Source organism: Hahella chejuensis KCTC 2396 (genome assembly GCF_000012985.1).
Classification (GTDB): Bacteria; Pseudomonadota; Gammaproteobacteria; order Pseudomonadales; family Oleiphilaceae; genus Hahella; species Hahella chejuensis.
Map to the genome: position 1 here is coordinate 2,906,134 of NC_007645.1, position 23,776 is coordinate 2,929,909.

The window sequence follows — 23,776 nt, forward strand, 5'->3', positions numbered from 1 at the left end:
GGATTGAAACGTGAGGATAGACAACCTGATAGACGGTTTTTTACGTCGCCTCCCACGCGGAGGCGTGGATTGAAACGCGAAAAAATACCGGCGATACTTGGGGCCGGCCGTCGCCTCCCACGCGGAGGCGTGGATTGAAACTCATCCGGCGACAGCTCCCACACCGAGAACGGCATGTCGCCTCCCACGCGGAGGCGTGGATTGAAACTGGTCGCCGCTGTTGACGTTCAGGGTGGGGACTAGTCGCCTCCCACGCGGAGGCGTGGATTGAAACTTAGGTCGCCACCCTTGCGCTTACCCCACGGACAGTCGCCTCCCACGCGGAGGCGTGGATTGAAACCAAATCAGCGCGGCGGCACCATCAGGGCGAAAATGTCGCCTCCCACGCGGAGGCGTGGATTGAAACTCCGTCCAGCGCTGATTCTCGTTTCCATTTTGGCGTCGCCTCCCACGCGGAGGCGTGGATTGAAACTCGGTAGACAACATCCCCAAACTATCCAATACGCGTCGCCTCCCACGCGGAGGCGTGGATTGAAACTGCTATCGGGTTGTTGATAATCCTGATGTTATGAGTCGCCTCCCACGCGGAGGCGTGGATTGAAACATACAAACTCTCCGCTTGTTGCTGTAGCGCTGCCGTCGCCTCCCACGCGGAGGCGTGGATTGAAACAACATGGCTTATGGCCAAGGCCTGGATGATTATTGTCGCCTCCCACGCGGAGGCGTGGATTGAAACAGATTCCCCGTTGGCTTTGGACAAATAACCCGCCGTCGCCTCCCACGCGGAGGCGTGGATTGAAACGGTAGTGTAAACGTCCTTGCCACCTTTCTAGGTATGTCGCCTCCCACGCGGAGGCGTGGATTGAAACACTGAGAGCGACATAGCGGACATGCTCGGTTACAGTCGCCTCCCACGCGGAGGCGTGGATTGAAACACGGTTACGGATGTAAGCTCACCTGCAATTCTCGTCGCCTCCCACGCGGAGGCGTGGATTGAAACATATCGCCGGACTGCTCGCCCAGCGTCAGGTGCGTCGCCTCCCACGCGGAGGCGTGGATTGAAACAATAAATGACGCGTAAAGTTTGTCAGGCACCTGAGTCGCCTCCCACGCGGAGGCGTGGATTGAAACGTAACCTGTCATCGTCACCGATCCGTCACAGCGAGTCGCCTCCCACGCGGAGGCGTGGATTGAAACGCCGCGCAAGTAGTTCCCATATTGGCCCGTCATGGGTCGCCTCCCACGCGGAGGCGTGGATTGAAACTCGGCCTCGCTCATGTCAGGCGGGAAATAGTCCGTCGCCTCCCACGCGGAGGCGTGGATTGAAACGGCAAGTTTTCGTCTATCCAGTCCTGATCAAACTGTCGCCTCCCACGCGGAGGCGTGGATTGAAACCGGCCTTCCGGAGGATTACGAGGGGCGAGGATGATGTCGCCTCCCACGCGGAGGCGTGGATTGAAACGTAACGTAAGCCCGCACCCATAGAGCTAGGCAACGGGTCGCCTCACACGCGGAGGCGGGGATTGAAACCCAGAGGGTAGTGCAATGAAATACGAATTCGATGGTTCAAGCGCGCTGAAAATGCTTTTACAAAAGCAGGAATGACCATAGACGAAATCAGACGGGATCACCCCGATGATTTCGTGCCCAACCTTTTAGGTTTTAACGATCTGTCTCCGGGTTCGTTTATTCGTTGCATTCGTAGCGCGAGACTGGTAACGGGTGACAAGCGTCCTGTTGAAGCCAGCCCGCATACATTACCCTACATCAGTAGAGAGTCAGCTATACGTCACTTGCAGATGAATGGTTATCACAAGAAAGCGGAGAGGCTCGCCAAGCTAACCATGAAGGAATTTGACTTATTATGATCAAACAATTGGTGAGGCCAGTATTAACAGGCAAAGGACCGAACTTTTCTGATCTGACCGCAAAGGAATGCGGTATTGGTGACTTCAGGTTGCAGTATAAGCTACCAGGCAACTCTATTTATACAGGGAGACCTAGGAAGCCCACGCCTGAGAGAGTTAACTTGCAGCGCGACCTGTTTGACACATATAGAGTTCAGCAGAAATTTAACCGTACTTTTGTTCAAATGGAATTCGAATGGTGGGCTTATCGGGGATTATTTTTGCAAGGCTATTTTGGCAAGCTTAGCGAATTGATTATGGACATAGACGTAAATCGCGGGGAGTCCCATACGCCATTCGTTGCGGGTGACCTCGACAGTCTGGAATCGTATCTGAAAAAGGACTATTGGGAATACTACGAAACCGAGAAAAACAGGGATGGAGAGCCAGGGGCTAACTGGCAGGCGCGATACAACTTTGATAACCCCGATGAAGTTAGAGCTAAGGGATATATTCCTTTTGACACATTGGTTCTGGTTCGCTTACCTGAAAATTACGACAGAGTTTCTATCAATGGCGAAGAGTGGCTTCACTATGCCATTCGAGGTGAGGGAATTCCGGGACCGAGAATTACCTACTATTGGGCTTATCCGTTGACCGAAAGCTACTACTTAACATTCAGCTTTTGGTTAACAACAGAAATCGGCAACAGAGACATGAGAGCCCAGCGTATGTACGAAGACGCCAAACGCATCATGTCCATGGTTGAGCTTATGAAGGGATAGGAGTTTTAATTTTCATTGCTTCTATTTGGTGTAATAACGGCGTTCACTTTTGTTCCATCGTCTAGTCATCCCCACATACTACGAGTCGAATGGGAGGGGAGCCGCAGATCCATAGGTAAGTCAAAACGACCGTGGCGTTAAAACTGGATCAAGGTTCCCCGATCGCTTTTTGAGCCATATATCCCCACTTATTCAAAGCAATATGAAACACAATACCAAGGAAACCAATGAACGAGCGTCAGTTTGAGGAGCTGAATGAGCATCTGCAGCGGGTGATGCCTTGTATGGATCGGTTCTGTGAGATTGCCGGGTATGAGTATGTTAATCGCCGCGCGCTGGGACGCTATCCGCGGATCAGGATTCAGCAGCCAGGGGAGATCTGTCGTTGGATTGAGTTGTGGATGGAGCTTGATGAAAACGGGGATCGCTACGAACGCTTCTTTGAAGACATTCCTTACGAGCTTTCCGCTGGCGCTAAAGTCGAGATTACAGATGGAACTCCCTATGGACATCGGTATTTTAAAACCTTCGTGTTGTTCTCGCGTAAGCCATTCAGAGAGGTTCCCCTGGCGCTTGAAGCGCAGTTGCGAAAGGCGCATGTGTTATTAAGCGGTTGGGACAAAGCCTTCGTCATGGCTCAGGGCCGGAAAGTGGTGCTGGGCGGAGCCCCGGGGAGCAATGTGTCGCAGTTTTGATTGCTCAATGCGGAATGACTGATCCAAATAGAATTCTCTTGTCTGGGTTGATGTAGATCATCAAGAAACGAAGCGGAAGCGGTTAATTTTTTCTACAGGAAGCAGACAGATTTTAAAAACTCATTACACGCCGTAAAGGCATTCTCTGCATGCTCTCCTATACTTCTTAGTCGTTGCTGTTGTCCGTCGGAGCCACATGTCGCCTGACGGTGCAATTATTGTTGCGAAGGAATCAGGATGATAAAGCCGACTCTTCAGCTAATGACATACGCCACTGCGATACATATCGGAATGCGTCGCGGCGTTAATGCTGTTCACACGGGCGCATGAAAATGTTCTATGCGCACTCCACTCCGGATACGAGTAAACAAGACTGGCAACTGCTATCAGAGCACCTTTCCGAGGTTGGACGTCTGGCGAAAAAGTTCGCCGCCGTCTTTGGTTGTGGTGTTGAAAATCTGGCGGACATATCCGGGCTGTTGCATGACCTGGGCAAGTATACGGATGAATTTCAGCGTCGCTTAACTGGCGAAACGCTGCGTGTCGATCACGCTACAGCCGGGGCCAAGCTGGTTGTCGAAAAATACCAGAGTTTGGGATATCTGCTCGCTTACGCCATTGCAGGGCATCATGCTGGCCTGGCTAACGGCGTCAATGGCGTTAATCGAACGTCATTGGAAGATCGCTTGAAATCGGAGACCTATAAACTATCGGAGGTCTGGCGCTCTGAGCTGAACATACCAGAGCAACTACCGCTGCCCACTCGATTTCACGCCAGACAGAATCGTAACTTTTTCCAGTTGGCGTTTCTGACCCGTATGTTGTTTTCCTGTCTGGTGGATGCGGACTTTCTCGATACGGAAGCCTTTTATCTTCAAGCAGAAGGAGAATCAAACTCTCGGGGGGAATATCCTTCTCTCGCTGACCTTAAGCCTGAATTGGATAGCTTTCTCAGCGGGTTTAAAGATGAGGGCAAGCCCGTCAATCGGAGGCGGAGAGAGATTCTGCAAACGGTTCGCTGCAATGCGGAGCTTGATCCAGGATTGTTTTCACTGACCGTACCCACTGGCGGCGGCAAGACCCTGGCGTCACTCGCTTTCGCGCTGGACCACGCCCTGATGCACAAGCTGGAGCGTGTCATCTATGTCATTCCGTTCACCAGTATCGTGGAGCAGAACGCAGCAGTATTTCGTCAGGCGTTGGGGAAACGGGGCGAAGGCGCAGTATTGGAACACCATAGTGCGTTTATTGAGGATAGAAGTAAGGACCCGGAAGCCCGTGAAAAACTCAAGTTGGCGATGGAAAACTGGGACGCGCCGATCGTTGTGACCACCGCCGTTCAATTCTTTGAAAGCCTGTTTGCCGACCGGCCGTCGCGATGCCGGAAGCTGCACAACATCGCTAATAGCGCCGTCATTCTGGATGAAGCGCAAACGTTGCCGCTCAAGCTGCTTAAACCCTGTGTGGCGGCGCTGGATGAACTGGCTCTGAACTATCGAACCAGCATCGTGCTCTGTACTGCGACTCAGCCTGCCTTGCATGAGTGCGATAACGTTGAGGATTCATTTGTTGGCGGTTTTCGTAATGTGAGAGAGCTGGCTCCGAACCCAGAGCAACTTTACCGGGATTTCAAACGCGTCTCGGTTCGCCACATTGGTGTGCTGGATGATGAGGCGCTGACCAGCATGCTGTTGGAGCGGAAGCAAGCGCTATGCATCGTCAATAATCGGCGACATGCTAAAGCAGTATTCGAAAGCATTCGCAGCGAACCTGGCGCCAGACATTTATCCACCTTGATGTGTGCGAAGCACCGTAGCCAAGTGCTGGCGCAAATTCGTAAGGATTTAAAGCAGGGAAAACCTTGTCGTTTGGTGTCTACGTCACTGATTGAAGCTGGCGTCGATATCGACTTCCCAACAGTATTGAGGGCGGAAGCGGGGCTGGACTCCATCGCGCAGGCGGCGGGGCGGTGTAATAGAGAAGGCATGCTGCCTGCGGATGAATGTGAAGTTCTGGTGTTTAATCCCGCTAATGAAGACTGGGCGCCTCCGGTAGAGCTTGAGCAATTCGCCAGCGTCAGTCGCGGCGTTATGCGCCATCATGCAGATCCCCTCAGCCTGGCCGCCATTGAAGATTATTTTCAACACTTATATTGGCGCAAAGAAAAGGAGCTGGACGCTCATGACTTGCTTGGGTTGATCGCGTCGGCAGGGATAAAAGGGCTGCCTTTTGAAACCTTGTCCAGTAAGTTTCGCTTGATAGAAAGCCAGCAAATGCCGGTGATTATCCCCTTTGATGATATTGCCCGGAAAGGGCTGGACGCCTTGGATTATGCCGAAGGCTGCGTGGGCATATCCCGGTGTTTACAGCCATATATCGTGCAAATCCCCCAAGTCGCGTATCAAGCGCTTTTTGATGCGGGAGCTATCGTGGCCAAGGCGGAAGAGCGCTTCGAGCAGCAGTTCGTTTACTTGGCGAATATGGACTTATACGACAAGGAGTGCGGACTGAGTTGGGACAATCCCACGTTTATTCGTGCGGAGAAACAGGTTTGGTAGGTGTTATCGCCACCTCATAGGCATTGAGGAGATAGGTAATGAGTTATGGAATACGTTTGTTAGTCTGGGGAGAGCGTGCCTGCTTTACCCGCCCGGAAATGAAAGTGGAGCGGGTTTCGTATGATGTCATCACTCCCTCCGCCGCCAGGGGCATAATAGAAGCCATTCACTGGAAGCCCGCGATTCGTTGGGTTATCGATCGTATACATGTTCTGAATCCCATTCGCTTTGAGTCGATCCGCCGCAATGAGGTGGGCGGAAAACTATCCGCTAGGAATGTGGCCAAGGCAATGAAAGCAGGCCGCGTCGATGGCGTCGCATTTTTCGTCGAAGAAGACCGGCAGCAACGGGCGGCGACCGTGTTGCGGGATGTGGCTTATGTCATAGACGCGCATTTTGAGCTTACAGAAAAAGCGGGCGTCGACGATTCCGAAGGAAAGCACCTGGATATCTTCAATCGGCGCGCTCGTAAAGGGCAGTATTTTCATGCGCCTTGTCTGGGCGTCAGAGAATTCCCTGCCTATTTCCGGTTGCTTGATGCCGATGAGTCTCCGCCGCAGCCCCACACATCATTAGAAGGAGAAGTCGATCTCGGATGGATGTTGCACGATATTGATTTTGTGAATGGTATGACGCCGAGATTTTTTCGCGCGCGCATGGTGAACGGCGTCATTGAGGCGCCAAGTTTTGCGGAGGCGATAGCATGATTCTCTCCGCATTGAATGAATACTATCAGAGGCTGGCGGAGTGTGATGAAGTACCGCAGTATGGATTTAGTCGGGAGAAGGTCTCGTATGTCATTGTCTTGAATGAAGAGGGCGACATTAAGGATGTTGCAGACATTCGCAGGACTTCTGGGAAGAAAGCCACTCCAGTGTCTATAGAAGTTCCATCGCCACCTAAGCGAGCTTCAAACATAGAGCCCTGTTTTTTATGGGATAAGACCAGTTATGTGCTGGGAGTAAGCGCCAAGGGTTCTGATCGAATGGCGCGGGAACACGAAGCATTTAAATCCACCCATTTTCGACTCCTTGCAGGCTCGGAAGACCCAGGCCTCAAGGCGGTGAATTTGTTCCTGAAAAACTGGTCGCCAGATCAATTTTGTCCGCCGCACTTTAAAGAAGAAATGCGGGACGCCAATTTCGCATTTCAGCTGGATGGTCATAAACAATATGTGCATGAGCGTACCGCCGCGCGCGACCTGATGTCCAAGGTGAAAAAGAATGATGACGCCACTGAAGGAAGGTGCCTGGTGACTGGCGTGTACGGTCCGCTTGCACGGCTCCATCCCGCAATCAAAGGTGTAAACGGCGCACAAAGCTCTGGAGCTTCAATCGTTTCATTCAATCTGGACGCCTTTACTTCGTACTCCAAGTCACAAGGCGAAAACGCTCCTGTGTCGGAGCAAGCAGCCTTTGCCTATACCACTGTGCTTAATCATCTGCTGCGTAGAGACGAACAAAACCGCCAACGGCTTCAGATAGGGGACGCCAGCGTTGTCTTCTGGGCGTTGTCGGAGAATGTGGGAGCTGCGATGGCGGCGGAGAACGCTTTCGCTCTGCTGTTGGACCCACCTACGGATGACGGTCAGGAAACCGCGAAGCTACATAGCATTCTGGAAAAAATCGCTCAAGGCCGCCCCTTATCGGACGTCAATCCAGATTTGGATGAGAGCACCCGGTTTTATGTGTTGGGGCTTGCGCCTAATGCTTCACGGCTTTCTATCCGGTTTTGGCATACAGGAACGCTTGGGGTGTTTGCGAGGCGTATGGCGGAACACTATCAGGATTTAGACATCCATCCTCGACCCTGGAAAACCGAACCCGCCATGTGGCGTTTGCTAAAAGCCTTGGCTGTATTGGGTAAAACCGAAAATATCCCCTCGAAATTAGCCGGAGAAATGACTCGCGCTATTTTGAATGGATCACGCTATCCACGAAGCCTGTTGACTGGCGCTCTAATGCGCATGCGTGCCGATGGCGATGTATCAGGCCTGCGTGTGGCGCTATGTAAAGCAGTCATATCACGTGAATATCGATTGAACGCAAACCGATCACAAACGGAGGAGGTTCCTGTGAGTTTAGATACAGAAAACAGCAATCCAGGTTATCGCTTGGGAAGACTCTTTGCTGTACTGGAAAAAATCCAGCGTAGTGCCTTGGGAGAAAAATTAAACGCTACGATTCGTGATAGATACTTCGGAGCAGCTTCATCGGCGCCTGGTAGTATTTTCCCACTGTTACTCCGTAACGCCCAGCATCACCTAAGTAAAATTCGTAAGGAAAAAGTTGGACTAGCGAAGGCCTTGGAGCGTGACGTGAGTGAGATCATTGATGGCCTGGGTAGTAGTTTCCCTCGTAGCTTGCGTCTGGATGATCAAGGGTGTTTCGCAATTGGGTACTACCATCAAAGTCACTCCCGCCTTAATCAAAAAGACTCAGGTGAGATTGAAGCCAGTCACAACGAAGGAGAGATAGCATGACAGCGATCGCCAATCGATATGAGTTTGTATTTCTGTTTGATGTAACCAATGGCAACCCGAATGGCGATCCTGACGCCGGAAACCTACCAAGACTTGATCCAGAAACTAACCATGGGCTAGTTACTGACGTTTGTCTGAAACGCAAGGTGCGAAACTTTGTGGCGCTTGAGAAGAGCGATATGAATGGTAGTGCGCCGGGATTTAACATCTATGTACAAGAAAAGTCAGTTTTAAATAACCAACATAAGCAGGCATGGGAAGCTTTAGGTATTCCACCAGATGCAAAAGATAAATATAAAAAGCTTCCTAAAGATGAAGCGAAAGCGCGAGAGCTAACAGCGTGGATGTGCAATAACTTCTTTGACATCAGAGCTTTTGGCGCGGTTATGACAATGGAAGTCAATTGTGGTCAAGTGCGCGGACCGGTTCAATTTGCGTTTGCAACCTCGGTTGACCCAGTGACTCCGCTTGAAATCTCTATCACGCGTATGGCGGTTACCAATGAGAGAGACTTGGAAAGTGAGCGCACCATGGGGCGCAAGCACATAGTTCCCTATGGTTTATATCGCGCCCATGGCTTTATATCCGCGAAGCTTGCGGAGCGCACGGGCTTTTCCGAGGAGGATCTGCAACTGCTGTGGCGTGCGCTGATCAACATGTTTGAGCATGATCGCTCCGCTGCCAGAGGCGAAATGGCCGCCCGCAAATTAATCGTATTCAAGCATGAGCATCCCATGGGGGATGCGCCGTCTCATGTTCTGTTCGACAAGGTCAAGGTTGAGCGGTCGGAAGGCGAAGCAGATACGCCAGCCCGCAGTTATAACGACTATCGGGTTACTGTAGACAGTGAATCGATTCCTGTTGGCGTCTGCGTGCAGGAGCTGTTGTGACGTAGCGCTATGGAAGAAGAACGGCTGATCCCATTATCTGCTTTGCAACACTACGTCTACTGCCCACGTCAATGCGCGCTCATTCATATTGAGCGGTTTTGGGCGGAGAACTATTGGACGGCGCAGGGCAGGGTGTTGCATCAGCGTACGGATGAGGGGAAGCCGGAGCAGCGCGCGAATACCCGTATTGAGCGTAGTGTGGAGGTGATCAGTCATGAGCTTGGCGTTCAGGGGGTGTTGGACGTTTTGGAGATCGACCTTCGAGACATGACTTTTACGCCAGTAGAGTACAAGCGCGGCAAGCCCAAAGTCACTAACTGCGACCGAGTGCAATTATGCGCGCAGGCGCTCTGTCTGGAGGAGATGCGAGGCGTCAAAATAGATCGGGCGGCGCTTTGGTATTGGGAGGTGCGTCAGCGTGAGTGGGTTGAGCTGGACGCCGCGCTGCGCGCAGAGACTTTGGATGTCATTAGTCAGGTCCAGGCATTGTTTTCAAGTCAACGAACGCCGCGCGCTGTGTATGGAAAGCATTGTCTGGCTTGCTCGCTGAGGGATGAGTGTCAGCCCAAAGCCATGCAGGAAGACCGGGTGGATCAATATCTGAGGGGCATGCTGGAACCATGAAGAAATTGCAGAACAGCCTTTATGTCACCCGGCAGGAAAGTTATCTGCATAAAGAGCGTGAAACGATCGTCATCAAGCAAGGCAAGGATAAGCTGGCGCAATTTCCAGCGCATGCGGTGGCGAATATTTTCTGTTTTGGGCAAATCTCGGTCTCACCGTTTTTAATGGGGTATTGTGGCGAGCAGGGTATTGGTTTGGTGTTCTTCACGGAATACGGGAAGTTTCTGGCGCGCATCCAGGGCCGGCAAAGTGGCAATGTCTTGCTGCGCCGTGAGCAATACCGCGTCAGCGATAAAGATACGCCGCGACTGGATATCGCCCGCAGCATTGTGCTGGCGAAAATCGCCAACAGTCGGCGGGTGCTGCAAAGGGAAGTGCGGAACAAGGGGGCTCACCCATCTTTGGACGAAGCCATCGCCAGATTGGCCAACTGTCTGCGCAGATGCGAGCGCCCGGATAATCTGGACATACTTCGCGGACTCGAAGGCGAGGCGGCCGCCATCTATTTTGGCGTCTTCAACCAACTACTCAAGCAAGACGGATTTGACTTCAAGGGCAGAGTGAGACGGCCTCCAACAGACCCAGTGAACGCGCTGCTTTCTTTCCTGTATACCCTGGTGGCGCAGGAAATATCCTCTGCATTACAAGGCGTCGGTTTGGACCCCTATGTGGGCTATCTGCACGTTGACCGGCCGGGACGAGTAGGGCTGGCGCTGGATATTCTGGAGGAATTTCGGGCGTGGTGGTGCGATCGTTTGGTGCTGACGTTGATTAACCGAAAGGAAGTCAAAGCCAGCGACTTTGATATTGAAGCCAGCGGGGCGGTGCGTTTGAAAGAGGACGCCCGACGTAAGGTGCTGGTCGCATATCAGGAGAAGAAGCAGGAAGAAATTTCCCATCCGTTTTTAAATGAAAAAGTTCAGGTCGGATTATTGCCGCATTGTCAGGCGCTGCTCTTGGCTCGCCATTTACGCGGCGATCTCCAGCACTATCCTCCGTTCTCCACAAGGTGAGGCCATGTTGGTGTTGATAACCTATGACGTCAGTGTAATAACCTCAGAAGGACAACGGCGGTTGCGCCATATCGCCAAGGTATGTGTGGATTACGGCATGAGAGTGCAAAACTCCGTATTCGAATGCGAAGTCGACCCGGCGCAATTCACCTTTCTCAAGCAGAAACTGCTGGATATCTATCACCCAGACGAAGACAGCCTGCGGTTTTATTTCCTCGGCAAAAAAGGCCGCCAGAAAGTCGAACACTACGGCGCCAAACCCACCCCGGACATTTTCAGAGACTCCCTGATCATCTAGCGCTAACCCCAGGCTCCCATAAAATCCCTGGGAGGTTAGCGCAGTTATAGGTATATGAAAAATAAACAGTTTAATCCCCAGAGTTAAAACCAACGCTCTTTAACAACCAGGAAACGCACAGGTTAGCGCAAAAGCGCTATTAACACGCCTGAAAACATCGAGTTATAGTAAGGCAGTCGCCTCCCATGCGGAGGCGTGGATTGAAACATGTGCGGATCTGAAGCACCGTATCGCCGTGCTGGGTCGCCTCCCATGCGGAGGCGTGGATTGAAACCAGCGAAAGTCGATCTCGGATACAATCAATGAAGGTCGCCTCCCATGCGGAGGCGTGGATTGAAACACTAATAAACTTGATGATTGGGAAACTTACACAAGGTCGCCTCCCATGCGGAGGCGTGGATTGAAACACTAGAGCACGGCTTCACTAGAGCACGGCTTCACTGTCGCCTCCCATGCGGAGGCGTGGATTGAAACCTGAGAAGCCGGTCAAGAAATCCGCCAAGAAAGAGTCGCCTCCCATGCGGAGGCGTGGATTGAAACTTCATGTACAAGCGCGGTCCGCTAGTCACCCCGACGTCGCCTCCCATGCGGAGGCGTGGATTGAAACTGGTCCATCTGTGCGGCCATGGCGAGCATCTCAGGTCGCCTCCCATGCGGAGGCGTGGATTGAAACTTCAGCTCCAAAGCCGTATTCGTTTCTCATTTATCGTCGCCTCCCATGCGGAGGCGTGGATTGAAACCGGTATTTGCGCAGAATACCAAGTCACCAACTTAGGTCGCCTCCCATGCGGAGGCGTGGATTGAAACGTGTCAGCCTGGGCAGGTCAACGCGGTGCCAGCTGTCGCCTCCCATGCGGAGGCGTGGATTGAAACATTTACAGGCCCTTTTGATACTGGGTGCGAAAAAGTCGCCTCCCATGCGGAGGCGTGGATTGAAACAGTCAGGCCGGCCCGCGATGGATGATGCTTTAAGTCGCCTCCCATGCGGAGGCGTGGATTGAAACTTGACGGCGCTATCCTGTGCGCGGCGGGCAAGGCGTCGCCTCCCATGCGGAGGCGTGGATTGAAACATCATGAAAAAGAAGATGGTAGAGGATCTCTATGTCGCCTCCCATGCGGAGGCGTGGATTGAAACAGCGAATAACCATGCAGGTCAGAGTCCTTAAGCGAGTCGCCTCCCATGCGGAGGCGTGGATTGAAACTGTGTCCGCATGAGCGAGACAGTATTCATAGACCAGGTCGCCTCCCATGCGGAGGCGTGGATTGAAACACCGCCAACCAAAGTATTAGTCGACGACATAACCGTCGCCTCCCATGCGGAGGCGTGGATTGAAACTTCTAACTTTATTTACAACAGACGTAAATTGATCGTCGCCTCCCATGCGGAGGCGTGGATTGAAACACCGCAAGCAAGCTATCAACTTTAGAAAATGTCGCCTCCCATGCGGAGGCGTGGATTGAAACCGGTGAGCCTGTCACAGATACCTTGGTTATTGCCGTCGCCTCCCATGCGGAGGCGTGGATTGAAACGCGAATGTTTATTTCGAGGCGGGAGAGATCCCTGGTCGCCTCCCATGCGGAGGCGTGGATTGAAACTAACAATCAGGGTTGTTGACAAAGTGAACAAAATGTCGCCTCCCATGCGGAGGCGTGGATTGAAACCCCTTGGCAACAAGTGGAGACGAATTACCATAACGTCGCCTCCCATGCGGAGGCGTGGATTGAAACGATCCAGCGGCGGGGAGATACACAATTGTCTCGCGTCGCCTCCCATGCGGAGGCGTGGATTGAAACAATCGTAATAGCGGCGGGTTTGGCCGCTTATATAAGTCGCCTCCCATGCGGAGGCGTGGATTGAAACGGCGACAGTGTGTGTAAGGTGGGCGTTTTGTTGTGTCGCCTCCCATGCGGAGGCGTGGATTGAAACCTTTTGGGGGTGGGAATGATCGCGCTCCCGTATGCGTCGCCTCCCATGCGGAGGCGTGGATTGAAACGACTGGTCTGCGACCATTGGCGGCATTAAGTTTGGTCGCCTCCCATGCGGAGGCGTGGATTGAAACGACTGGTCTGCGACCATTGGCGGCATTAAGTTTGGTCGCCTCCCATGCGGAGGCGTGGATTGAAACTCCGATCTTGCGATCAGTTATATGGATTAGCTCGTCGCCTCCCATGCGGAGGCGTGGATTGAAACCTGCGATTAAAGAAGGCCGGACCGTTGTTACTAAGTCGCCTCCCATGCGGAGGCGTGGATTGAAACATGATGATCCACAACCCGTCAACCATTGCGTGGGGCGTCGCCTCCCATGCGGAGGCGTGGATTGAAACCGAAGCTGGCGCGGGAGCTGATTACGGCCCATGGTCGCCTCCCATGCGGAGGCGTGGATTGAAACAGGATTTCAGGCATAAGGAAAATTCCCCCTCTCGTCGCCTCCCATGCGGAGGCGTGGATTGAAACCAAACACTGAGAAAAGCCCTAACGCAGCTAAATCGTCGCCTCCCATGCGGAGGCGTGGATTGAAACTGACCCTGATCCTTGTATTGCCGTTATCAACGAAAGGTCGCCTCCCATGCGGAGGCGTGGATTGAAACGAAGGCTCAATACGTAACCCTAGGTCAATCGTTCGTCGCCTCCCATGCGGAGGCGTGGATTGAAACAGGGGAAAAAGAAAAAACAAACAGCGGTGAAAAGTCGCCTCCCATGCGGAGGCGTGGATTGAAACATGAGACCACCTCTATCTTCGAGCCGTAGAATTTGTCGCCTCCCATGCGGAGGCGTGGATTGAAACGCCCCTTAGCTCTACACCGGGGCGATCAATCACGTCGCCTCCCATGCGGAGGCGTGGATTGAAACGAATGAAAGCTATTGACGGACTGGGTAGAGCATTGTCGCCTCCCATGCGGAGGCGTGGATTGAAACACTGCTCTGCGACCCCGGCATCAATGGATATCGGAGTCGCCTCCCATGCGGAGGCGTGGATTGAAACGACTCAGGAGGTCATAAAGACAATGCAAAAAAAGGTCGCCTCCCATGCGGAGGCGTGGATTGAAACCTGCTCTTTGTCTGTTAGTCGAACGGTAGATGGCGTCGCCTCCCATGCGGAGGCGTGGATTGAAACTTAAGCATCGAGCGAAGCGAGCTGCCGAAGCGCAGGTCGCCTCCCATGCGGAGGCGTGGATTGAAACGCGTCCGTCGATCTGGATCTACCTAACACCGAGCGTCGCCTCCCATGCGGAGGCGTGGATTGAAACTGCAAGCGCCGGAAGAGAAAACCGTCGCAGCCGGGGTCGCCTCCCATGCGGAGGCGTGGATTGAAACAGGAATTTGAACCGCGTGAAAAATGGGAACCGTAGTCGCCTCCCATGCGGAGGCGTGGATTGAAACTGCAATTGCATTAACAGCTGTTGAAAGCATTTGGTCGCCTCCCATGCGGAGGCGTGGATTGAAACCATGCATGGCATTGCGCCTCAGACGGTCCACCAGGTCGCCTCCCATGCGGAGGCGTGGATTGAAACATCCATTTAGATACGGTTGTGGTGTGAACACCCAAGTCGCCTCCCATGCGGAGGCGTGGATTGAAACGGCTCAGCGCCCTTAACCCTTTTTATTACAAGTGAGTCGCCTCCCATGCGGAGGCGTGGATTGAAACAGCATAAATTCCACCGGCATTAACATGAGTCCAGGTCGCCTCCCATGCGGAGGCGTGGATTGAAACGTAAAGTCTAATGATTTGGTCGCTTTTATTCGGGGGTCGCCTCCCATGCGGAGGCGTGGATTGAAACCATGCCAAGGATACCTCCAACATTGTCCCGATGAGTCGCCTCCCATGCGGAGATATGGGTTGAAACTGAGCCTCCCCTAAAAAATCCAAGCATTTTAAAGAGAGGCATTAATATGAAATGGCAAAAACGCCGAGAGAAGCGGCGCGGTACTTAGTAGTTATTCTCTTATAAGAATGGCGCAGAAACGTTTGAATGTGCGGACTGTTGGGAGGTGTTGAAGGATGGCAACATCATTGCCATATTTATAAATGACTTTGTTGAACATACCCGACGTCGCGAACTCAATCTTAATCAAGGAAACGGGCAGGTATCGCCCGTCATTCATTATTAACATGGCAATGATACTGGCATGTTAATAACCAGGCGCATGGACGCGCCTGCGCGGCGACAAGCCGCGGGAGACAGGGTCTGACATGTGCAGGCCCTGTCGTTGCAGACAAATAGAAGGAAGCTATTTGTCTGCCGGATTAATAGTAGCGAGAGAAGTTTATTCGTCATCATCCCAAGGATATGGTAAAGCGCTCACGGCATCTTCAAGCTTCATATAAGCGAAGATGGTTTCATTGGGGTCCTTATGAGACCATCCGTTGATGACGGAATATTCGTAACACATTATTGCCCCCATGCCTAACACCGAGTCGACAGCAACCAAATACTGTCCAGACTCGTCTGGTTTTGAGGACCTTATCCATTGCGGGTTATACTTTCGTTTAGGCATTAGTTGCTATTCCTGAAGTCTTCAGCCTCTTTGCCATATGCTCGTAATATCTCAATACTGTTGCAAGCAACATCTGCCATTGGTCATGCTACAGGATATTCCGTGAATATTGACTGTTTTGACCTGCTGATTCTGGTTTATGACGGGCTTTCTAGTGTTATTTGCTACTGTCGCCCTCCCGCGCGGAGGTATGTTTCTATGCAAGTACTGCATAAGCGACAATAAAAAAAACAGCAAGTTCTAGCGTTATTCAAAGCAGCTTTCGCTAACCGATATCCTCCCACGCGCATTTGCGATTTCCCCTCAAACAAGCAATAGTCATAAGTGAATCTTTGATGCTTTTCAAACTGTTAAGGATGGGGGGACATGGATATTCAGAAGCTTTTTGACGATAAGGCGGAGATATACGCCAAGGCGCGGCCGCATTATCCCAAGGCGTTGTATCAGTGGTTGGCGGATGCGTGCGATGGGCATGAGCGGGTGTGGGATGCGGGGTGTGGCAACGGGCAGGCGGCGGCGCATTTGCGGGAGTATTTTTCCGTGGTGGAGGCCAGTGACGTCAGCGCGGCGCAGATTGAAAACGCGCCGACTTACCATGGGGTGCATTATTCTGTGCGACCCAGTGAAGACACCGGTTATCCCGATGATTATTTCGACCCCGTCTGCGTCGCTCTGGCCTTGCACTGGTTCGATTACGAGAAGTTCTGGCCGGAAGTGAAACGAGTATTGCGTCCAGGCGGGTTGTTTGCCGCTTGGGGTTATAGTTGGCCGCATCTGGGCATGGAGCTGGACGGCGTTCTGGAGCAGAGTCTGTTGCAGGTGATCGAGCCCTATTGGGCGCCGCAAAATCTATTGCTTTGGAACGAGTATAAAGATGTGCCGTTTCCTCTCGAACCCATTCGCACGCCGCGGTTTGAATTGATCATGCCCTGGACTCTGGACGAATTCTTCTCCTATCTGCACAGCTGGTCGGCGACTCGGCGCTGTATGGAAGATCGCGGCGACAGCTTCTTCGCGGATAGTTACGCCCGAATGAAGGAAGCCTGGGGCGGGATGAAAACCCGCCCGGTGACGATGGATGTGTTTATCCTCGCCGGCCGCCACGGGGGCTAACTGCGGCTGTACACGCCAACCAACCGATTCATGCCGATGACATGGGGCTCCACTTTCTCCAGCAATTGCCAGAGCGTGAGCCCTTCCGGCAGATCCAATTGGGCGTTGAGCGCCAGAATCCAGAAATAATAGCGATGAGTCCCGTGTCCCGGCGGCGGCATGGGGCCGCCGTAGCCGGTTTTGCCGAAATCCGTTCTGCCGGTGGCGTAAGCGTTGACGCCCTCCGGCAAACTGTGCACATCGGCGGGAATGTTATACAACGCCCAATGCACGAATCCATAAGTTCCCTGGGCGCCGATCAAGGGCGCGTCCGGATCGTGACAGATGACAGCGAAGCTCTGCGTTCCCGCCGGTTCTCCCGACCAGGACAACGCAGGCGAGACATCTTCGCCTTCGCCGGTATGTTTGCTGGGGATGCGGCCGTCATTGCTGAACGCCGCGCTGGTAAGCTGCATATTGGATAAAGCAAATCCCATGAATCCTCTCCCTAAAAAGCCTGTTCCTTATTGCTCGGATTTATTGCGTCACGCTGGCGAGAAACTCGCCGAAGCGGCGCCAGGATTTTTTGTCCGCATCTTCTCTGTATCGATCCGACCCAAATACAGTAAAAGCATGAGGCGCGCCGCTATAAGTAATCATTTCGTGGCTGACGCCGCTTTTTTCAAGTTCGTTGGCCAAGGCCGCGAACTGCTCCATGGTGATGGCGGAATCGGCGCTGCCGTGCAGGACCAGGAGCTGGCCCTGAGCTTTGCTGTAGTCCTGTCCATCCGGCGTTTGCAGTCCGCCATGGAAAGACGCGAAGCCTTTCAGATCGGCGCCGGAGCGGGCCATCTCCAATACCGCCGCGCCGCCGAAGCAGTATCCCATGGCGACAGCGTTGTTGACGTTTCCGCCCTCTGACTTGGCTGTATCCAAAGACGCCTGCAACAGTTTGCGCATTTTGTTACGGTCTTTATAGAGTTCGCCGGTATGCTGGCGTTTGTCTTCGTCTTTGGTGGGGCGCACGCCGGCGCCGAACAGGTCGACGGCGAATACGGCGTAGCCCATGTCAGATAACATTTCCGCGCGTTTGACTTCATAGTCGGTCAAGCCGTCCCAATCGTGCACCAGCAGCACCAGAGGCGCGTCTTTGCCGGGGCTGACGTAATAACCTTCATAGGCGTCGCCGTCGACTTTATAAGTGACTGTTTTGCCCGCGGCGAGAGCGCCACAGGAAAAGACAAGGCTCAGCAGGGTGAGTAGTGGTTTTCTCATAACCGGTCTCCGTGTTAGTGAGTCGCTGTTTTTATTGTAGGGGCGTCGGTGTTGGACAGGCCGCCTCCGACAGTACTCAGTCTAGTACGAAGTACGTAAGAATCAGGTTTAGCGAGCAGAATCAGTTTCAGAAATAGGCGAACAGAGCGCCTGCAAGGGTGGTGGCGACAACGACTTTCCACGGCGCCAGTTTCCAGATCGTCAACAAGGTGAATGCGGTCAGGGCGATGGCGAAGTCCTGCGCAGACAGCACGGAGCTGGTCCACACCGGATGATAAAGCGCTGAGCCCAGCAGACCCACTACCGCCGCGTTGGCGCCCGCCATGGCGGCCTGGGCGCGGGCTTGTTTGCGGAAGCGGTCCCAATGAGGAAGCACGGCGATCACCAACAGCATGCCGGGCAGGAAAATGGCGATAAGACTGATGGCCGCGCCCAGCAGGCCGTTCGGCGATGAAGAGACGGACGCGCCGAGATATGCGGCGAACGTAAACAAGGGGCCGGGAACCGCCTGCGCGGCGCCATAGCCGGCGATAAAACTGTCGGCACTGATCCAGCCCGGGTCCACCACGCTGGCCTCCAATAAGGGCAGCACCACATGCCCGCCGCCAAACACCAGCGCGCCGGTGCGATAAAAGGCTTCAAACAATGCTAATGCCTGTGAGCCTGTGGCAAGGGTGAGCGCGGGCAGAATGAGCAGCAAAAGAAAGAACGTCGCCAGGGCGACATATGACTTGCCGTGGGGAAACTCGACCGGTCGGTGCTCTTCCACTTTGCGTTGCGCATGACCGCAAAGAAGCAAACCCGCCCCGGCGCCAAGCGCAATAACGCCTATTTGTCCGAAGGCTGAGGGAAGGGCGGCGGTCAGAATCACCGCGCCCACTGCGATGCCGGCGCGCTGGCGATCCGGGCACAGGCTGCGCGCCATACCCCACACCGCCTGCGCCACAACAGCGACTGCAACCAGTTTCAGTCCGTGAATGAGGCTTTGCCCGACATCTCCGGCAAATACGTCAGCGCTAAGCGCGAAGAGCAACAGAAACAACGCGGATGGCAAGGTAAAAGCAGTCCAGGCGGCCAGTGCGCCTTGCAGGCCGCCACGACGCATCCCCAACGCAAACCCCACCTGACTGCTTGCCGGCCCCGGCAGGAATTGACATAACGCCACCAGATCGGCGTAACTTTCTTCGCTCAACCAGCGCCGCCGGGTGACGAATTCATCGCGGAAATACCCCAAATGCGCCACCGGTCCGCCAAAAGACGTCAGACCCAGTTTTAAAAACGCGCGAAAGATATCGCCGGTCGTGGAGGTTTGAGCGGGAGTGTCAGTGAGGTCGTTCATAGCGGCGTTTGTGAATCAAAAAGTGCGAAATGCTAAGTCTGTTATATTGCGCTTTGATGACAAAAAAGAGTCTCTTTCAGATTAAGTGAAAAATTACTCCAAGCCTCTTTCCTGCAGGAGCTTTTGCAGAGCAGGGTATTCGCTGTAACTGCGAATGCTGGGGTCGCCATTAACTAATAAGGCCAGCTCCCGCCAGCGCTCATGGGCCGCCACATCTGGGTGAACAACGGCATCTACCATCATTCTGTAACTTGTAAGTGGCTCCACCCATTGCATTAAATCCGGGTGCGACAGGACTTGGGGCAGAGGCAGCAGGTCTCCAATAAATGTATGTGCGTCAAACTCAAGCACATGAGGGATTAACTGATCCCATTGCGGATAGTTATCCAGAATAGCCGGCAATATGGTTTCTTCGACGACTGGCGCTTGATGCTCGGAACAATCGCTAAAGTCCATCAGCGCGAGGACCAGGTCAAACCACTGTGGGTGGGCGCGGGTGGTTTTCTCGCCAAGCAGCAGGGCGACGCTGTAGGTTGTGCTGTATCCATCGAACCCCTGACATAATCCGCCTTCGTCATCTTCGAAAGAAATGCGTTCGCCGTAGACTTCCTCCGCTACGTCCTCGAAGTCGCGGGAGGCGTTGATCGCGGCCTCCACCAGTTCGGGCCAGCGTGGATGCGCGATGGCGTCGGGATGGGCGAGTATGGCGCTGCAGGCTTCATTCGCCGCCTCGACAGCGTCGTCGTCATCGGTGGTCATGTGAGCAAGTAAATCCGACGCCCAGTTGGCGTCTTGAATGGCGGAAGCGGTTAAAAGTTGCTCCAGTTCTTTCACGACGGAATATCCTCTTGGATCTCTTTGTAAATACACGGACAAATGGCCGATTCACCGTCCGCTCTACGGGTGTTATACCTTAATACGGCCGCCAACGCTAACCGGTATACGGAGTGTGCAGCGGCCTGTCGCGCCAGTGACGGCGCAGCTTCGAAAGGGTATTCGACGTATTGATTAAGGTCGCCGTTGAGACGACCTGCGCAATATGAGCCAGCAATCCGGTTTAGTCGCCTGGCGACGCCTATTCTTTTCAATCAGACAGAAGTATTCATGGTCAGAATTATTGGTCCGGCAACCCCCCGATATCGTTTTGAGAAATGTCCCGTACAGGATAAATACATCCTGGTTGAGAACGCGCCGTTCGAAACCGCCGCCGCCACCTTGGGCGAGGCCCTGACGCAATACGCCAACGCCTTCAGCGCCAGCATCCGGCCTTTTGACGGCGACGACAACATCCCATTGCCGGAAGGGGAGTCCAAGTATTTCTATTATCTGGACAAAAACTCCGTGCACGGCGAAGCTATCGTTGATATTCACATACATCGTCACAACGGCGAACACCTGTGTCCCGGCCAGGACATGAACTTTCAACTATGTTCCGGCGATGCGGTGACCATCGGCGCACTGGCGTGTTAGGGTGACCTGCATTCACTAGGGAGAGTCCGTTGTTCACCGACCAGCAAATCCACCTACTGCATAATCAGCAGCCGATCACTGACGAGCCGCCTTGGAGCGGTGGCGATGAACGCGCCATCGACGGATTCTATAAGTTTATTTTCGCCAGAGTTTCCCAGTTAACCATGGCTAAAGTTCATGCTGAGTGGGAACATTATGGCTCCGGCTACGCGTCATTTATTGACGCTTGTTTCCATAAAGACAAGGCGCACCTGCACGGACAAATAGAGCCGGAGCAACGGCGATTGCAAGTGCTGTTCAGCCGCTTGTCGCCTTACTTCGTCATGCTGGAAACCGAAGCGCCTCTATCAGGTTTCAAATTGTTGCCGTCCTTCAGCGGCCTGGATCAACTTAGTGGGCCGGACATATTGAATCTGGCGCAAGCGGTTCAACCGGTGTTGGAAGACTTTGGTTTGGTGCGTCTCTATCAGTCGGATTTGGAAACAACCTTATCTCGTAAGGTCAAAGTTCCCACTGTGCTGAACGAGGGCGCATGTAGAGAGTTCGATGCGCTGTTTTATTGGGAGGATTAGGGTGATGCTGTCCTGAAAAGTACTTCGATTCAATATATTGGGATTTTTACACTGGAATCGGTGGACTAGAGGAACTATCTTCAAAGTGTTGCAATAGGAAAATGCGCATTCTCAATATGTCTTGAGAACGTAAATTGTGAAAAATAATAAAGTACCTCTATCAGAAAAAGAAAAGTCTGATATCGCTTATTTGAAAAATCTTGTGCGGGAGCTCAGGAGCGAAAACGCGAAACTGAGCAAAAAGACGGCGCGCCTTGAAGCAAAGTGCGAAACCCTTGGAAATAGAGTTTCAGTGCTGGAAAAGTTAAAGGTTCCGAAACAAGCAAGACAATTGTCAGATTATGAATTCGCTAGACGTATTGCTTTTTTACTAAACAAAGTTGGAGTAAATATTAACGGGGAGAAGGGGGTGTAAAGCCCGCCTTAACAAGCCGTTCAAGTTGACTGCATTGCGTGTGGCGGATTAGCTGAAACGTTAAATGAAAGAGGCTCGAAAAATCTTGAAAAAATTCTATGGTTTTATTTATTTTCTATTTTTATTTCAGGGTTGTGCTTTATCTGGACTTACTCAGATGGAGATGCTGGAAGCTGAAACATCAGATATGCTGAGTGACGAGATTGCAATAGAATTTTATTGTGGACCAAAAACATACAGCGTTATGGCTTCATTGATTGTTCCTCTTCCACCAATAATTCCCGTTTTTATTGATTCAGATCCACAAATTTTCCTTACTCATCCGAGTTGGGTTACAGTTGAGTCGATGTCCCTGCAAAATCAAGATGGAAAGCAGATAGAACTCCAGTTTGTTGAGGATCGTCCTAAGCTCAAAAGCGACGATAGAATAGTAAGCTTATATATAGCGAAAGGGGGCTGCGATTGTTTAGGTGACTCGAATCTTGAATTCAAGGCTATAAATAGAGAAACTGGTGTAATCACTCATATAAAAGTAAAGATAATATACAGTGCAGGGGAGCTGACATTCGAATGGGACTATCTGAGTGCTTAAAATATTTTGACAGGGGTTGAAACCGACCGGAGCTCGGCTGCACTCAGTGCCAGAAGCTATCTCCGGCGCTAGGATTTAATGGACAGGTATGGATTTAGAAGCAGGTTTTTGGGCTAGAGATTACGAGATTGATAAACAAGATTCGGAAATCGTTCCAAAGTCAGGTGAAAATCGAATAGTTTATGTTTCTTTAGGTACTGAACTTCGGAAAGATGAAAAGTTTTATGTCCTTTGGTTTCCGCCTTATTCAGAATTCAATGGGTGGAATGATAACCCAAATGAAATTAGAGGAACTCATGTAGTTGAATGTACATTAACTTATCTTGAGAGTTATCCGTATATGGATGATCGGATCAATAACTTTGTAGCAAAGAGTATCGTCCCTAAAGCTGCAAGTAAGTATGAAGCTAGTGTCTTGATGGTTAAGCCTTTTCTAGAATTCTGCGAAAACTATAGGGGTAATGATGAGTTTTACTTTCAGCGGTGTGGTTATCCTGATGGTAGCTCCAAAATGATATGGGAAGAGTCAAAGGAATATAGAAAGGCTCAACTTGGAAATGACCTCATATACATAACCGGTAGTGTCCCTGAGCAGAGTTTCGGTGCTGTAATTGAAGTTAGTGTTAATGGTAGTTACTGCGTCAAGTTCCATGAGCATTATGACCCTGGTATAGAACAGTGCGTAGCCATCAACTATGAACTAAAGGGAAACGAACTTCAGTTTTTTAAAGAGGCAATAGAGAGTGCTATTGAGCTCGACTAGCAAAAAGTCCTAACAAGTCAATACGGCGTTGCCCTTCGCGCTGGACGCTCTCTGCTGCGAAGCATTAGGCGAAAAAGAAGTGTGTTTGCGGTGCTGTAGAAGCTGAAAGCTCGGACAGCTTCTACTATTAATCAGGCAGACAAATAGCTTCCTTCTATTTGTCTGCAACGACAGGCCCTGCCTCCCGCGGCTAGCCGCCGCGCAGGCGCATCCATGCGCCTGATTATTAACATGCCAATATCATTGCCATATTAATAATCACAAATGGTTGATGGAGTAATTAATCGTAATAGTTGAATAGATGGCGATCTTGAGGCTGCAGCGCTACACGAAGAGAAGGATGAATAGTCTGACTTCACAGATCCGCCAGAATTAACCGATGAAAACCTAAAATGCGGCAAAGAACATCTTGATGCAAAACAGATTACGCAAAATGAGTTTGAAGATTTATGGGGCTCTACACGAAACTAGCAGTAGTATCACCTGACAAGGCGCTGTTGTCGCCGCTTTCGCGTCTGAGACAACTGTCACGTTGCACTGGCTACCCGAAAGCTAGCGGTAGCCGATT

Annotated in this window: 20 protein-coding genes and 2 CRISPR repeat arrays (1 of these 22 cut by a window edge); of the genes, 15 read left to right on the top strand and 5 right to left on the bottom strand. The window is 52.2% G+C overall.

What is annotated here, in order from left to right; all coding sequences use genetic code 11:
- A CRISPR array of direct repeats spans positions 1-1,530; the repeat unit is 32 nt; unit sequence GTCGCCTCCCACGCGGAGGCGTGGATTGAAAC (it extends 619 nt beyond the left edge of the window).
- Positions 1,531-1,864: 334 nt separating this feature from the next.
- From HCH_RS12690 to cas2, 9 genes are all read left to right on the top strand, one after another.
- On the top strand, positions 1,865-2,632 hold the full coding sequence (locus HCH_RS12690) for a hypothetical protein (RefSeq protein WP_011396658.1): 768 nt from the start codon (positions 1,865-1,867) through the stop codon (positions 2,630-2,632).
- A gap of 227 nt (positions 2,633-2,859) precedes the next feature.
- On the top strand, positions 2,860-3,327 hold the full coding sequence (locus HCH_RS12695) for a hypothetical protein (protein ID WP_011396659.1): 468 nt from the start codon (positions 2,860-2,862) through the stop codon (positions 3,325-3,327).
- 332 nt (positions 3,328-3,659) lie between these two features.
- Positions 3,660-5,885, top strand: a complete 2,226-nt coding sequence (locus HCH_RS12700) for a CRISPR-associated endonuclease Cas3'' (protein WP_202945307.1) — start codon at positions 3,660-3,662, stop codon at positions 5,883-5,885.
- 38 nt (positions 5,886-5,923) lie between these two features.
- Positions 5,924-6,592, top strand: coding sequence for a type I-C CRISPR-associated protein Cas5c (gene cas5c, locus HCH_RS12705; RefSeq protein WP_011396661.1), 669 nt, complete (start codon positions 5,924-5,926; stop codon positions 6,590-6,592).
- Entirely contained in the window at positions 6,589-8,367 is a 1,779-nt protein-coding gene (cas8c, locus tag HCH_RS12710; RefSeq protein ID WP_011396662.1) for a type I-C CRISPR-associated protein Cas8c/Csd1, read from the top strand. The genes cas5c and cas8c overlap by 4 nt, the downstream gene beginning before the upstream one ends.
- Complete coding sequence (gene cas7c, locus HCH_RS12715; protein WP_011396663.1) at positions 8,364-9,257, top strand: type I-C CRISPR-associated protein Cas7/Csd2; 894 nt, start codon at positions 8,364-8,366, stop codon at positions 9,255-9,257. Before cas8c ends, cas7c begins: the two co-directional genes overlap by 4 nt.
- Before the next feature lie 9 nt (positions 9,258-9,266).
- Positions 9,267-9,881: a CRISPR-associated protein Cas4 gene (cas4, locus tag HCH_RS12720; RefSeq protein WP_011396664.1), complete on the top strand. Its 615-nt coding sequence runs from the start codon at positions 9,267-9,269 to the stop codon at positions 9,879-9,881.
- Positions 9,878-10,894 (top strand): type I-C CRISPR-associated endonuclease Cas1c, encoded by a 1,017-nt coding sequence (gene cas1c / locus HCH_RS12725; protein WP_011396665.1) that lies wholly within the window; start codon positions 9,878-9,880, stop codon positions 10,892-10,894. Before cas4 ends, cas1c begins: the two co-directional genes overlap by 4 nt.
- A gap of 4 nt (positions 10,895-10,898) precedes the next feature.
- The gene (cas2, locus tag HCH_RS12730) at positions 10,899-11,192 is read left to right on the top strand and encodes a CRISPR-associated endonuclease Cas2 (RefSeq protein ID WP_011396666.1); all 294 of its coding nucleotides are present in this window, start codon (positions 10,899-10,901) and stop codon (positions 11,190-11,192) included.
- A gap of 175 nt (positions 11,193-11,367) precedes the next feature.
- Positions 11,368-15,038: direct repeats of the CRISPR family, unit length 32 nt; unit sequence GTCGCCTCCCATGCGGAGGCGTGGATTGAAAC.
- Between the two features lie 421 nt (positions 15,039-15,459).
- Here the strand turns inward: cas2 and HCH_RS34225 are convergent.
- On the bottom strand, positions 15,460-15,690 hold the full coding sequence (locus HCH_RS34225) for a hypothetical protein (protein ID WP_158304957.1): 231 nt from the start codon (positions 15,688-15,690) through the stop codon (positions 15,460-15,462).
- A 366-nt stretch (positions 15,691-16,056) separates the two neighbouring features.
- Between HCH_RS34225 and HCH_RS12735 the strand changes: the two genes are divergently transcribed.
- Entirely contained in the window at positions 16,057-16,803 is a 747-nt protein-coding gene (locus HCH_RS12735; protein WP_011396671.1) for a class I SAM-dependent methyltransferase, read from the top strand.
- Here the strand turns inward: HCH_RS12735 and HCH_RS12740 are convergent.
- The 4 genes from HCH_RS12740 to HCH_RS12755 form a co-directional block, all read right to left on the bottom strand.
- Positions 16,800-17,279 carry a YbhB/YbcL family Raf kinase inhibitor-like protein gene (locus HCH_RS12740; RefSeq protein ID WP_011396672.1) on the bottom strand — a complete coding sequence of 160 codons (480 nt, stop codon included), beginning with the start codon at positions 17,277-17,279 and terminating at the stop codon, positions 16,800-16,802. The two genes, HCH_RS12735 and HCH_RS12740, sit on opposite strands and share 4 nt — an antisense overlap.
- Before the next feature lie 40 nt (positions 17,280-17,319).
- Positions 17,320-18,057, bottom strand: a complete 738-nt coding sequence (locus HCH_RS12745) for a dienelactone hydrolase family protein (RefSeq protein WP_011396673.1) — start codon at positions 18,055-18,057, stop codon at positions 17,320-17,322.
- Positions 18,058-18,184: 127 nt separating this feature from the next.
- Positions 18,185-19,396, bottom strand: a complete 1,212-nt coding sequence (gene chrA, locus HCH_RS12750; protein ID WP_011396674.1) for a chromate efflux transporter — start codon at positions 19,394-19,396, stop codon at positions 18,185-18,187.
- Positions 19,397-19,489: 93 nt separating this feature from the next.
- Positions 19,490-20,230, bottom strand: coding sequence for a hypothetical protein (locus HCH_RS12755; protein ID WP_011396675.1), 741 nt, complete (start codon positions 20,228-20,230; stop codon positions 19,490-19,492).
- Between the two features lie 270 nt (positions 20,231-20,500).
- Here HCH_RS12755 and HCH_RS12760 point away from each other — a divergent pair, with 270 nt between their 5' ends.
- From HCH_RS12760 to HCH_RS12780, 5 genes are all read left to right on the top strand, one after another.
- Positions 20,501-20,866 carry a hypothetical protein gene (locus HCH_RS12760; protein WP_011396676.1) on the top strand — a complete coding sequence of 122 codons (366 nt, stop codon included), beginning with the start codon at positions 20,501-20,503 and terminating at the stop codon, positions 20,864-20,866.
- Between the two features lie 29 nt (positions 20,867-20,895).
- Positions 20,896-21,438 carry a hypothetical protein gene (locus HCH_RS12765; RefSeq protein WP_011396677.1) on the top strand — a complete coding sequence of 181 codons (543 nt, stop codon included), beginning with the start codon at positions 20,896-20,898 and terminating at the stop codon, positions 21,436-21,438.
- A gap of 136 nt (positions 21,439-21,574) precedes the next feature.
- Positions 21,575-21,853, top strand: a complete 279-nt coding sequence (locus tag HCH_RS12770) for a hypothetical protein (RefSeq protein ID WP_011396678.1) — start codon at positions 21,575-21,577, stop codon at positions 21,851-21,853.
- Positions 21,854-21,917: 64 nt separating this feature from the next.
- The gene (locus HCH_RS12775) at positions 21,918-22,445 is read left to right on the top strand and encodes a hypothetical protein (RefSeq protein WP_041598620.1); all 528 of its coding nucleotides are present in this window, start codon (positions 21,918-21,920) and stop codon (positions 22,443-22,445) included.
- Between the two features lie 88 nt (positions 22,446-22,533).
- On the top strand, positions 22,534-23,208 hold the full coding sequence (locus HCH_RS12780) for a hypothetical protein (RefSeq protein WP_011396679.1): 675 nt from the start codon (positions 22,534-22,536) through the stop codon (positions 23,206-23,208).
- Positions 23,209-23,776: the final 568 nt, after the last annotated feature.

Excerpts from the sequence above, each read along its gene's own strand:
- HCH_RS12700 (WP_202945307.1), top strand. The coding sequence starts at position 3,660 with ATGTTCTATGCGCACTCCACTCCGGATACGAGTAAACAAGACTGGCAA.
- HCH_RS12690 (WP_011396658.1), top strand. The coding sequence starts at position 1,865 with ATGATCAAACAATTGGTGAGGCCAGTATTAACAGGCAAAGGACCGAAC.
- cas1c (WP_011396665.1), top strand. The coding sequence starts at position 9,878 with ATGAAGAAATTGCAGAACAGCCTTTATGTCACCCGGCAGGAAAGTTAT.
- HCH_RS12775 (WP_041598620.1), top strand. The coding sequence starts at position 21,918 with ATGAAAGAGGCTCGAAAAATCTTGAAAAAATTCTATGGTTTTATTTAT.
- HCH_RS34225 (WP_158304957.1), bottom strand. The coding sequence starts at position 15,690 with ATGCCTAAACGAAAGTATAACCCGCAATGGATAAGGTCCTCAAAACCA.
- cas5c (WP_011396661.1), top strand. The coding sequence starts at position 5,924 with ATGAGTTATGGAATACGTTTGTTAGTCTGGGGAGAGCGTGCCTGCTTT.
- chrA (WP_011396674.1), bottom strand. The coding sequence starts at position 19,396 with ATGAACGACCTCACTGACACTCCCGCTCAAACCTCCACGACCGGCGAT.
- HCH_RS12745 (WP_011396673.1), bottom strand. The coding sequence starts at position 18,057 with ATGAGAAAACCACTACTCACCCTGCTGAGCCTTGTCTTTTCCTGTGGC.
- cas7c (WP_011396663.1), top strand. The coding sequence starts at position 8,364 with ATGACAGCGATCGCCAATCGATATGAGTTTGTATTTCTGTTTGATGTA.
- cas2 (WP_011396666.1), top strand. The coding sequence starts at position 10,899 with ATGTTGGTGTTGATAACCTATGACGTCAGTGTAATAACCTCAGAAGGA.
- HCH_RS12760 (WP_011396676.1), top strand. The coding sequence starts at position 20,501 with ATGGTCAGAATTATTGGTCCGGCAACCCCCCGATATCGTTTTGAGAAA.
- HCH_RS12735 (WP_011396671.1), top strand. The coding sequence starts at position 16,057 with ATGGATATTCAGAAGCTTTTTGACGATAAGGCGGAGATATACGCCAAG.
- cas4 (WP_011396664.1), top strand. The coding sequence starts at position 9,267 with ATGGAAGAAGAACGGCTGATCCCATTATCTGCTTTGCAACACTACGTC.
- HCH_RS12780 (WP_011396679.1), top strand. The coding sequence starts at position 22,534 with ATGGATTTAGAAGCAGGTTTTTGGGCTAGAGATTACGAGATTGATAAA.
- HCH_RS12740 (WP_011396672.1), bottom strand. The coding sequence starts at position 17,279 with ATGGGATTTGCTTTATCCAATATGCAGCTTACCAGCGCGGCGTTCAGC.
- HCH_RS12695 (WP_011396659.1), top strand. The coding sequence starts at position 2,860 with ATGAACGAGCGTCAGTTTGAGGAGCTGAATGAGCATCTGCAGCGGGTG.
- cas8c (WP_011396662.1), top strand. The coding sequence starts at position 6,589 with ATGATTCTCTCCGCATTGAATGAATACTATCAGAGGCTGGCGGAGTGT.